Source organism: Pseudomonas hygromyciniae (assembly GCF_016925675.1).
Taxonomy (GTDB): Bacteria; Pseudomonadota; Gammaproteobacteria; order Pseudomonadales; family Pseudomonadaceae; genus Aquipseudomonas; species Aquipseudomonas hygromyciniae.
The window spans coordinates 3,428,016-3,439,382 of the sequence record NZ_CP070506.1; the positions used below are offsets into that span (position 1 = coordinate 3,428,016).

Consider the following 11,367-nt stretch of genomic DNA (forward strand, 5'->3'; position numbering starts at 1 on the left):
CTGCGCCCAAGACAACAAGAACAGGAACCCGCGTTATGAATCGAGTCATCAACGATCCGGACCAAGTGGTCGAGGACATGCTGCGCGGCATTCTGGTCGCCCATCCCGAACTGCGCCAAAGCGACACCAACCCCCGCGTGATCAGCAAGGCCAAGCCCTCGGGCCCAGGCCGCGTGGGCATCGTCACCGGCGGTGGCTCCGGCCATGAGCCGGCGTTTCTGGGTTATGTGGGCCCCGGCCTGGTGGACGCCGTGGCCGTCGGCGAAATCTTCTCTTCGCCCACCGCCAAAAGCTTTTTCGATGCCTTCCGCGCCGCCGATCACGGCGCGGGCGTGGCCTGCCTGTACGGCAACTATGCCGGCGACAACATGAACGTGAAGCTGGCGATGAAAATGGCCGCCAGCAAGGATATGCAGATACGCACCGTGGTGGCCAACGATGACGTGGCGTCGGCGCCCAAGGCCGATATCGCCAAGCGGCGCGGGGTGGCCGGGGAAATCTTCATGTGGAAAATCGGCGGTGCCGCCGCCGCCCAACACTATGACCTGGATGGGGTGATTCGCGTCGCGCAGAAGGCCGTCGATCACTGTCGCTCCATCGGTATCGGCCTGACGCCCTGCACCATCGCGGCGGTGGGCAAGCCGAACTTCCAGATCCCGGACGGCCAGATGGAGCTGGGTATCGGCCACCACGGCGAACCCGGCATCGAAGTGATTCCGATCGAGTCCGCCGCCGCCATGGCCGCGCGCATGCTGGCACCGATCCTCGCCGACCGGGATTTCAGCCAGGATGACAGCGTGGTGGTGCTGGTCTCGGGGCTGGGCGCGACGCCGGTGATGGAGCTGTACATTTTCTACGCCGAAGTCGAAAGCCAGCTCAAGGCCAAGGGCCTGAAGATCCATCGCTGCTACGTCGGCAACTACTTCACCTCCCTGGAAATGATGGGCGTGACCCTGACCCTGCTGGGCCTGGATGCCGAGCTGAAAACCCTGATCGACCAACCTTGCCGCTCCATCGGCATGACCCAGGCGGAATAAACCATGAGCCAGCATTTCTCTACCCACGACGGCAGCGCGATTGTCACTGACCTGGTGAGCGTGATCGTCGCCAACCGTGAATACCTCAGCGAAGTCGACGGCGCGATTGGCGATGGCGACCACGGCGTCAACATGGCCAAGGGCTTCGCCCATTGCGGCCGCACCCTTGAGGGCCGACAGCTGACCCTGGCCGAAGCCCTGGATGAACTGACCTTGAGCCTGATGGAAGGCATCGGCGGCTCCATGGGCCCGCTGTATGGCAGCCTGTTTATCGGCATGGCCGACGAAGTGCGCAGCAGCGAAAACATTGATGCCGCCACCTTCGCCCATTTACTGCGCGGCGGCCTGACCTCGTTGCAGGACATCACCGAAGCCGGCGTGGGCGACAAGTGTTTGATGGATACCTTGATTCCGGCGGTTGAGGCGTTTGAACGGGCGCAGGCAGGCGGCGCATCCTTCGCTGATGCCCTGGACGCGATGAAAAGTGCAGCCTCACAAGGGCGCGACTCGACCAAGGACCTAGTGGCCAAGATCGGCCGGGCCAGCCGCCTGGGCGAACGGTCGCTGGGGGTGCTGGACGCCGGGGCGGTGTCCTGCTGCCTGATCCTCACGCAACTGGCGGACTCGATCCAACCCCGTCTGACCCTGTAGGAGTGGGCTTGCCGGCGATGAGGCCCTTGAAAGCCAAGTCCACTTCAAGACCCTGCCCTTTCAAAGTTCTTGAAAACATAGCTTTTAGCTAATAACGCTCAACCAAGGGGGAACCCTTACCGGGTGGGGTTGTGTTTGATGTGCTGGATATACCGCGCCACCGCCGGGGCTTTTTTCAAAGCGCCGGTAAATCAGCGACAGCCACGACGACGCGTCGTTGCCCTGGATGTGGCGATATTGCACACCCGGCAGGCTGACATGCCCCACCACCGATTCCGGTACCACCGCCACCCCCCTGCCCCAGCGACACTAGGGCGATCACCGCCACCAGGCCTCCCGGCTGGGGCCCCCAGGCGCGGGGCATAACCACCTTGCGCGGCCACCTGCAAGGTGCCGCTGATTTGCTCGGGCAGGATGAAGGTCTCGTTCTGTAAATGCTCACAGGTGATTGCCTTCAAGCCCAACAGCCACGAACCCTGGGGCAACGCCAGGACAAAACCTTCGCTGCCCAGGCGTAGCGCCTCCACACCGTCGGGCAAGGTCATCGGTGAGCGAATATAGCCAATGTCGTAGCGCCCCTCGGCCACCAGCCCCGGCAACAGGGCCATGGGGCTTTCCCGCACGCTGAGGCTGACATCGGCAAACTCCGCGCAAAATGCCTGCACCTGGCGTTGCAACACGCCCGAATACACCGCCGACGCGACGTAGCCCAATTCGATATGGCCGATTTCGCCACGCCCGGCACGCTGGGCATTGCGCTGGGCAAACTCGAACTGGCGCACGGTGGCCTCGGCTTCGGCCTGCAGCGCGCTGCCCGCCTCTGTCAGGCTGACGTCACGCTGGCGCCGGATAAACAGGCGGGTGCCCAGGGGTGCGTTCCATATCCTGGATCTGCCGACTCAAGGTGGGCGGGGCAATGTCCAGCTGTTCGGCGGCACGCGTGAAGTTGCGGTGCCGGGCAACGGCCAGGAAGTAGCGGAAATGACGTATTTCCATTGCAGGATTAGCTCAAAGGTAATGATGTGCTTGTCTTCGGCTAACAGAACCACTGCGCGCCGGCGATAAGCTGACAGGACGCCCACAGTAGAGAGTCCTTGCGATGCCCGTCAAACCCACATTGCCTATTGCCTTCAAGGTAATCACCCCATGAACCCGGTCAGCCCACGCCTTACGCTGTTGACCGCTTCTGGGGTCTGCTCGCTGATTGTCCTCGATACCAATATCGTCGCCGTGACCCTGCCGACTATCGCCCGCGACCTGGGGGCCAATTTCGTCGATATCGAATGGGTGGTCAGCGCCTATATGCTGGCGTTCGCCGCCCTGCTATTGCCGGCCGGGAGCATCGCCGATCGCTTCGGCCGCAAGAAGACCCTGGTGTGGGGCCTGGGTATTTTTATCCTCGCCTCCCTGGGCTGTGGCGCCGCGCCCAGCGTGCTGCTGCTGGATATCGCCCGCGCCGTGAAGGGGGTCGGTGCAGCGTTGCTGCTGACCTCGGCCCTGGCGTCCATCGGCCATGCCTTTCACGATGAACTGGAACGGGCCAAGGCCTGGGCGTTCTGGGGCGCTTGCATGGGCGTGGCGATGACCGCCGCCCCGACCCTTGGCGGCCTGATCACCCACTACATGGGTTGGCGCTGGATTTTCTACCTCAACCTGCCGGTGGGCCTGGCATTGCTGGCGCTGGTCCTGCACGCCATCCCGGAATCACGCGACAGCCAATCGGCCCGTCTCGACCCTTGGGGCAGCCTGACCTTCAGCGCCAGCCTGCTGTGCCTGATCTGGGGCCTGATCGAAGCCAACCGGATCGGCTGGGACAACCCGTTGACCTATGCGCGATTGCTCGGCGGCGCGTTCCTGTTGGGCCTGTTTGTGTGGGTGGAGCGCTTGCAACACCGACCGATGGTGGACCTGCAACTGTTCCAGTACCCACGGTTTATCGGCGCTTTGCTGGGGATGTTTGCCTATGCCGGGTGTGCCCAGGTGATGATGACGCTGCTGCCGTTCTACCTGCAAAACGGCCTGGGATTTTCTGCGATTGCTTCAGGTTTGGGCATGCTGCCGTTTGCCCTGACCATGCTGATTTGCCCGCGTATCGGCGCACGCCTGGCCAGCCGCTTCGCCCCCGCGACCCTGATGGCCACCGGGCTGGCCCTGGTGGGCAGCGGCAACCTGCTCAGCGCCTGGGCCGTGAGTGTCGGCGGTTATCTACCGTTTGCCTTGGCCATTGCAGTGACCGGCGCCGGTGCCGGCCTGCTTAATGGCGATACCCAGAAAAACATCATGGCCTGCGTACCGAGGGACCGTGCGGGCATGGCCTCGGGCATGAGTACCACCATGCGCTTTAGCGCAATCATGTTGGCCATCGGGGTATACGGGGCGCTGCTGGCCAGCCATAGCGAGCATCTGCTGCACGCCAGCCTGGGCACACAATGGCAGGCCGAGGTACCAGGGATTGCCTCGCGGGTAGTGGCCGGCGACATGCCAGCGGCCATGGCGCTGCTGCCGCAATCGGCGCAGGGCCTGGTGCTACCGTTGGCATGGCAGGCGTTTGTCGGTGGGTTTGGCCGGGTATTGTGGGTGGCGGGGCTGTTGAGCCTGCTGGGGGGCGCTGGTGGTGGGCCTGCTGATGAGGCATCCGATTCCAACACCTGGTAGGAGCGAGCTTGCTCGCGAAGGTCGTCAACGATAACGCGGGTCTGTTGGATGACCGCGCTGGTCTTGAGTTTTTCGCGAGCAAGCTCGCTCCTACAGAGGCGGGCCCGGCTCCAAGCGGGCCGTGTTACCAGAAGCGCTGTTGGGTCAGGCGGCTCCACCAGGTCAGCAGTACCCGGTCCACCGAGCCGCTGGCCGCCAGGCCCACCCGCTCCTGCAGGCTTTTGCGCTCGGCATAGTGCAGGTGGAACAGTTCGGCGGTCTTGGCCTTGGTCGCCAGGTATTCGTCGCTGGTCTGCAGCGCGTCCACCAGTTGCTTGTCCAGCGCCGCGACGCCCAGCCAGACTTCGCCGGTAGCCACTTCATCAATCGCCAACTGAGGGCGATAGCGCGACACGAAGTTCTTGAACAGTTGATGGGTGATATCCAGGTCTTCCTGGAACTTCTCCCGGCCCTTCTCGGTGTTCTCGCCGAACACCGTCAGGGTGCGCTTGTACTCGCCAGCGGTGAGCACTTCGAAGTCGATATCGTGCTTCTTCAGCAGGCGGTTGACGTTGGGCAACTGGGCTACCACGCCAATCGAGCCGAGGATGGCAAACGGCGCGCTGATGATCTTCTCGCCGATGCACGCCATCATGTAGCCGCCGCTGGCCGCGACTTTATCGATGCACACCGTCAACGGCACGCCCGCCTCGCGGATCCGCGCCAATTGCGACGAGGCCAGGCCATAGCTATGGACCATGCCACCGCCACTTTCCAGGCGCAGGACCACTTCGTCCTTGGGCGTCGCCAGGCTCAGCAGTGCGGTGATTTCATGACGCAGGCTCTCGGTGGCCGAAGCCTTGATGTCGCCATCAAAATCCAGGACAAACACCCGTGGCTTGGCCTCGGGGCTTTTCTTGTGTTTTTTCTCGGCCTTGCCCTGGGACTTGCGCAGGGCCTTGAGCTGATCCTTGTCGAGCAGGGTCTGCTCCAGGCGCTCGCGCAGGCCTTTGTAGAAGTCATTGAGCTTGCTGACCTGCAACTGCCCGGCATTCTTGCGCCGACCCTTGCTGCGCAACGCCGCAAAACTGATCAGCACCACCAGAATGGCGACGACCAACGTGACGGTTTTAGCCAGAAAACTTGCATACTCAGCCAAAAACTCCATGGGACTCCTTACAGAAACGGTGCGCCAGGCGCGGATTGCCCCAGCATACCGATGGGACTGCCGCTGAGCCAGAGCTGAAACCCCTTGAAACGGGCCTCTAACGAGCTTTTAAAACAAGCGTATGTTTTTTCATTGACAGCTTCCCGGCATCCTCATAACCTCGCCAGACTTTCAACGTACCGGGTGAACGGACGTGGGCAGCATCTATTTGATTCGACATGGCCAAGCCTCCTTCGGTGCAGACGACTATGACGTCCTGTCGCCCGTCGGTGTGCAGCAGGCACAGGTCCTGGGCAGCCACCTGGCGGATCTGGGCCTGACGTTCGACCGCTGCGTGTCGGGCGACCTGCGGCGCCAGCAGCACACCGCCAACGCCGCCTTCGAGTCCATCGGCGCCCAAGGCTTGCCGGTGCCGCCCCTGGAAATCGACAGCGCCTTCAACGAATTCGATGCCGACGCAATCATCCGCGCCCTGCTTCCAGACCTGCTCGACAGCGAGCCCGAAGCCCTGGAGATCCTGCGCAACGCCCCGCACAACCGTAGCGAGTTCCAACGTATCTTCGCCCTGATCATCGAGCGCTGGCTGAGCGGGACCTATGACACGCCCGGCCTGGAAAGCTGGCTGGGGTTTGTCGAGCGGGTGCGGGGTGGCTTGCAGCGCCTGCTTGAGGCAGCCGACAACTCCCACAAGATCGCGGTATTTACCTCTGGCGGCACCATCACCGCCCTGCTCCACCTGATTACCCGCATACCTGCCGCCCAGGCTTTCGAGCTGAACTGGCAGATTGTCAACACTTCGCTCAACCACTTGAAGTTCCGTGGTCGCGAAGTGGCACTGGCTTCCTTCAACAGCCATACCCACTTGCAGCTGTTGAAGGCGCCGCAGCTCATCACTTTCCGATGAATTGCGGCCAACCGTGACCCCAAGGTCACTGGCACCACCCATAAAAGGATCGAACCATGACTGACGTAGCTAAAGCCGTAGAAGCAATGAAAGCCAAATTCAACCCAGGCGCCGCCGACGGCCTGGACCTGGTGTTCGGTTTCCGTATCGACGACACCCAGAACTTCTCGCTGGTGGTTAAGAACAACACCTGCGAACTGCTGGAAGGCGAAAACCCTGACGCCCAAGTGACCCTGGTCATGGACGGCGACACCATGAAAGGTATCGTCGACGGTTCCACCGACGGCATGCAGGCCTTCATGGGCGGCAAGCTGCGCACCGAAGGCGACATGATGCTGGCGATGAAGCTGAGCGAACTGTTCCCGGCCTGATCCAGGGCAACCTGGGTTGACCAATCCCGCCTACCCAGGCGGGATTTTTGTTTGTGCCTCTGGCGCTCATTCATTTGCAGAATGAAGTCCAGAGGAATCTTCATTTGCGCCCACGGGCAACGCCCAACAAAATCTGGCTCACGGCCCCTACCACCGTTATCGCAGCCAGGATTTTTTCTATGCCTACCCCGCGCCATATCAGCCCCGACGACATCCGCAAAGACTTCTCCAAGGCCATGTCCGACATGTACCGCGAGGAAGTGCCGCTGTATGGCGCGTTGCTGGAGTTGGTGGCCGAGACCAATGCACGGGTGCTGGCGAGCGATCCAGACCTGGCGCGGCAACTGCAGCGCACCGGTGAAATCCAACGCCTGGACATGGAACGCCACGGCGCCATCCGCCTGGGCACCGCCCTTGAACTGGCAACCATTAGCCGCCTGTTTGCGGTGATGGGCATGCAGCCGGTGGGTTACTACGACCTCACCCCGGCCGGCGTACCGGTGCATTCCACGGCCTTTCGCGCAGTGCATGAAAACGCCTTGCAGACCAGTCCGTTCCGGGTCTTTACCTCGCTGCTGCGCCTGGAACTGATCGAAAACCTTGAACTACGAGCCTTTGCCGAAGCCGCCCTGGGCAAGCGCTCGATCTTCACCCCACAGGCGCTGGCCCTGATCGAACAAGCCGAAGCCGACGGTGGCCTGAATGCCAGCGATGCCCAGGTATTTATCCAACAAGCCCTGGAAACCTTTCGCTGGCACCACACCGCGACGGTCAGCGCAGCCCAGTACCAGCAACTCAGCGACCAGCACCGGCTGATTGCCGACGTGGTGGCCTTCAAGGGCCCGCACATCAATCACCTGACCCCACGCACCCTGGACATCGACCGCGTACAAGCGGACATGCCCGGCAAGGGCATCACCCCCAAAGCCGTGATCGAAGGCCCACCCCGGCGCCAATGCCCAATCCTGCTACGCCAAACCAGCTTCAAGGCCCTCGACGAAGCCATCGCTTTTAGCGATGCCAAGGGCAGCCACAGCGCAAGGTTTGGTGAAATCGAACAACGTGGCGTGGCCCTGACGCCCAAAGGCCGGGCACTCTACGACCAGCTGCTCAATGCCGCCCGGGATGAACTGGGCGCCTTCCCCAACGAGGCCAACGCCCAGCGCTACACCGAACTGATGGAGCAGCACTTCCAGGCCTTCCCGGATAATCACCGGGCGATGCGCGAGCAGGGGTTGGCGTTCTTTCGCTACTTCCTGACCGACAAGGGCCGCGCAGCCGACAAGAGCCGGCTACCCAATCTGGACGCACTGCTTGAGGCAGGTCACGTGGCAATCGAACCGTTGGTGTATGAGGATTTTCTGCCGGTCAGCGCGGCGGGGATTTTCCAGTCGAACCTGGGCGATGCGGCGCAGAGTCACTACGCGGCCAACGCCAACCAGGCCGAATTTGAACAGGCCCTGGGCCGCCAGACCATTGATGAGTTGCAGCTGTATGCCGACACCCAGCAGCGCTCGATCGACGCCTGCCTGCAGGCGCTGCGCACCTAGAAAATAGAGTTCGCCCGACACCACAACGCAATCCATGCGCAGTCAACGTGCCCCAGGGTCGGGCGAACGGTTGGGATAATAGGCAGTGCCGGGGTGGCTGTCTTTTGGTCAATTCTGAACAAATATGGCGCCTCCCCAAGCGTTGGCTAATGCCCTTTGGTCTGCTCCAGTTGTTCGACGATTTTATCTTTGATCAACAGGCGTTTCTTCTTCAGGTTCTCCACATCATCGTCATTGGCACTTGCGGATTCAGCTTCCAGTACCTCCTTGTCGGCGACGTCATACTGAGTGAGCAATACATCCAACCGATGGTGGCTTGCCCGACGCTGCTGAACATCTTCCTTGCTCAACCCCAAATCCTGATAAAGATCATGTTTCACTGGCATGAAGTACCTCCGCAAGTTAATCAATGACTGGTACACCTTGAAGCTAGCCCATCCATGGGCCTCTTGTCATGCCCAAGGTCAATTCCCCGGGCCCAGCTCGCGTGCGAGGAACGGTGCGGTGCGGCTGGTTTTGCTTTGGGCGACGTGTTGGGGCGTGCCGCTGGCGACGACTTGGCCGCCCTGGTCGCCGGCGCCTGGGCCGATGTCGATGACCCAGTCGCTCTGGGCCACCACGCGCATTTCGTGTTCGACCACAATCACTGTGTGACCGGCGTCCACCAGATGGTTGAGTTGCAGCAGCAGGCGGTCGACGTCACGGGGGTGCAGGCCGGTGGTGGGCTCGTCGAGGACGTACAGGGTCGCGCCCCGAGCGGTGCGTTGCAGTTCGGTGGCCAGTTTGATGCGCTGGGCCTCACCGCCGGACAATTCGGTGGCCGGCTGGCCCAGGCGCAGGTAGCCCAGGCCAATGTCGCGCAGGACCTGCAACGCGCGCACTACGCCCGGCTGTTCGGCGAACACGTCCACCGCCTGTTCGACCGTCAAAGCCAGCACCTGGGCAATGTTCAGGCCCTGCCAGGTAATCGCCAGGGTCTGGGGGTTGTAGCGCGCCCCGTGGCAGGTCGGGCATGGAGCGTAAACGCTGGGCATAAACAGCAATTCGACGCTGACAAAACCTTCGCCCTCGCAGTTCGGGCAGCGGCCCTTGGCCACGTTGAAGGAGAACTGCCCGGCATCGTAGTGGTGTTTTTTCGCCGCTGGGGTGGCGGCGAACAGCTTGCGCACGTTATCGAACAAGCCGGTATAGGTCGCGAGGTTGGAGCGCGGGGTGCGGCCGATGGGCTTCTGGTCCACCTGTACCAGGCGGCGGATCTGCTCCAGGCCCGCACGGATGCGCCCGCCACTGGTTTGCGGTGTCGGGTCTTGGAGGTCGGGCTCATCTTCGCTGACCACCACCCGCCCCAGCCCCTCACCGACCAGGTCCAGCAGGGCCTGGCTGACCAGGCTGGATTTACCCGAGCCGGAAATCCCCGTCACCGCCGTAAAACAGCCCAGGGGGAAGTCCACGCTCACCGCGTCAAGATTATTGCGGCTGACCCCTTCCAGACTGAGCCAGCCGTTCGGCGCACGACGCGAAGAGTTCAGCGCACGCGGCTCGGCAAACAGGTATTCGCGGGTCTGTGACGCTTCAACCTGTGCCAGGCCTGCCGGTGGGCCGCTGTACAGTACCTGGCCGCCCTGCTCGCCGGCTGCCGGGCCGACGTCGATCAGCCAGTCGGCGCGGCGCATGGTTTCCAGATCATGTTCCACCACAAACAGCGAGTTGCCGGCGGCTTTCAGGCGCTCAAGGGCGGTGAACAAGGCTTCGCCATCCGCCGGATGCAAGCCGGCCGACGGTTCATCCAGCACGTAGATCACCCCGAACAACTGCGAGCCCAATTGTGTCGCCAGGCGCAGGCGCTGCAACTCCCCGGAGGACAGGGTCGGCGTACTGCGCTCCAGGGACAGGTAGCCCAGGCCAAGGTCGGTCAGAGTGCTGACCCGCTCCAGCAAATCCTGGGCGATGCGTTGGGCGGCCAGGCGTTTTTCCACCGACAGTGTTACCCGCCCCTTACCCTCGGCCACCGGGCGCAGGAGCTGCGCCAGTTGCAACAGCGACAGCTGTGACAACTCGCCAATATCCACCCCGGCAAACTTCACCGACAGCGCCGCCTTGTTCAAGCGCTTGCCCTCGCACAGGGGGCAAGGGCTGCCTTGCATGAATTGCGCGACACGCTTTTTCATCAGCGCGCTCTGGGTGTGGGTGAAGGTATGCAGGATGTAACGCCGGGCGCCGCTGAAGGTGCCCTGGTAACTGGGTTCGAGCTTGCGCTTGAGGGCGTCGCGGGTTTGCGCCGGGGTCAAGCCGGCGTACACCGGCACCGTGGGTGTTTCCTCGGTGAAGAGGATCCAGTCGCGCTGTTTTTTCGGCAGCTCGCGCCAAGGGATATCGACGTCGTAACCCAGCGTCACGAGAATATCCCGCAGGTTTTGCCCCTGCCAGGCCAGTGGCCAGGAGGCGACTGCACGCTGGCGAATGGTCAGGGAGGGATCGGGCACCATCAGCGCCTCGGTCACTTCATACACGCGGCCCAGGCCGTGGCACTGCGGGCAGGCGCCCTGGGGCAGGTTGGGCGAGAAGTCCTCGGCGTACAGCATCGGCTGCCCCGGCGGATAGCTGCCGGCACGGGAATAGAGCATGCGGATCAGGCTGGACAGGGTGGTCACGCTGCCCACCGATGAGCGCGTGCTCGGCGCACCCCGCTGCTGTTGCAACGCCACGGCGGGCGGCAGGCCTTCGATGGAGTCCACATCCGGCACGCCCACCTGGTCGATCAGGCGCCGGGCATAGGGTGCCACCGACTCGAAGTAGCGCCGTTGCGCCTCGGCATACAGGGTGGAAAACGCCAGGGACGACTTGCCCGACCCCGACACCCCGGTGAACACCACCAGGGCATCCCGTGGGATGTCCACATCGACATTGCGCAGGTTATGTTCACGGGCGCCCCGCACCCGGACAAAACCGGGGCGCGCGGCAAGAAGATTGGTGCCTGGCGGCAAGTGGCGCGCTGAAGTCATGGTCAACCTTGTTGAGGGTGGCAGGTCCTGCGGTGGAGCCAGGAACCGGG

The 11,367-nt window shown here is 62.7% G+C and carries 8 protein-coding genes and 2 pseudogenes; 6 read left to right on the forward strand and 4 right to left on the reverse strand.

All coding sequences use genetic code 11. The features are described 5' to 3' along the window. Window positions 1–35 precede the first annotated feature (35 nt). Complete coding sequence (locus tag JTY93_RS14975; protein WP_205477804.1) at window positions 36–1,037, forward strand: dihydroxyacetone kinase subunit DhaK; 1,002 nt, start codon at window positions 36–38, stop codon at window positions 1,035–1,037. Window positions 1,038–1,040: 3 nt separating this feature from the next. Further along, window positions 1,041–1,688, forward strand: coding sequence for a dihydroxyacetone kinase subunit DhaL (dhaL, locus tag JTY93_RS14980; RefSeq protein ID WP_205477805.1), 648 nt, complete (start codon window positions 1,041–1,043; stop codon window positions 1,686–1,688). Window positions 1,689–1,804: 116 nt separating this feature from the next. Here dhaL and JTY93_RS14985 read toward each other — a convergent pair. Next, window positions 1,805–2,684: pseudogene (locus JTY93_RS14985) on the reverse strand (LysR family transcriptional regulator). Between the two features lie 150 nt (window positions 2,685–2,834). On the opposite strand from JTY93_RS14985, the pseudogene JTY93_RS14990 reads away from it, so the two are divergent. After that, a pseudogene (locus JTY93_RS14990) lies at window positions 2,835–4,377 on the forward strand (MFS transporter). A gap of 90 nt (window positions 4,378–4,467) precedes the next feature. Here JTY93_RS14990 and sohB read toward each other — a convergent pair. Continuing rightward, the gene (gene sohB / locus JTY93_RS14995) at window positions 4,468–5,490 is read right to left on the reverse strand and encodes a protease SohB (RefSeq protein ID WP_205477807.1); all 1,023 of its coding nucleotides are present in this window, start codon (window positions 5,488–5,490) and stop codon (window positions 4,468–4,470) included. 193 nt (window positions 5,491–5,683) lie between these two features. On the opposite strand from sohB, the gene JTY93_RS15000 reads away from it, so the two are divergent. The 3 genes from JTY93_RS15000 to hglS all read left to right on the forward strand — a co-directional run bounded on the left by JTY93_RS15000 (window position 5,684) and on the right by hglS (window position 8,315). Next, complete coding sequence (locus JTY93_RS15000; RefSeq protein ID WP_169993055.1) at window positions 5,684–6,394, forward strand: histidine phosphatase family protein; 711 nt, start codon at window positions 5,684–5,686, stop codon at window positions 6,392–6,394. A 56-nt stretch (window positions 6,395–6,450) separates the two neighbouring features. After that, window positions 6,451–6,765 carry an SCP2 sterol-binding domain-containing protein gene (locus tag JTY93_RS15005; protein WP_029293699.1) on the forward strand — a complete coding sequence of 105 codons (315 nt, stop codon included), beginning with the start codon at window positions 6,451–6,453 and terminating at the stop codon, window positions 6,763–6,765. Window positions 6,766–6,944: 179 nt separating this feature from the next. Then, the gene (hglS, locus tag JTY93_RS15010; protein WP_205477808.1) at window positions 6,945–8,315 is read left to right on the forward strand and encodes a 2-oxoadipate dioxygenase/decarboxylase HglS; all 1,371 of its coding nucleotides are present in this window, start codon (window positions 6,945–6,947) and stop codon (window positions 8,313–8,315) included. Window positions 8,316–8,461: 146 nt separating this feature from the next. Here the strand turns inward: hglS and JTY93_RS15015 are convergent, their stop codons facing one another. Together JTY93_RS15015 and JTY93_RS15020 are read right to left on the reverse strand one after the other, a co-directional pair. Beyond that, window positions 8,462–8,701, reverse strand: a complete 240-nt coding sequence (locus JTY93_RS15015) for a DUF465 domain-containing protein (RefSeq protein WP_032857259.1) — start codon at window positions 8,699–8,701, stop codon at window positions 8,462–8,464. 78 nt (window positions 8,702–8,779) lie between these two features. Next, the gene (locus tag JTY93_RS15020) at window positions 8,780–11,317 is read right to left on the reverse strand and encodes an excinuclease ABC subunit UvrA (RefSeq protein WP_205477809.1); all 2,538 of its coding nucleotides are present in this window, start codon (window positions 11,315–11,317) and stop codon (window positions 8,780–8,782) included. Window positions 11,318–11,367: the final 50 nt, after the last annotated feature.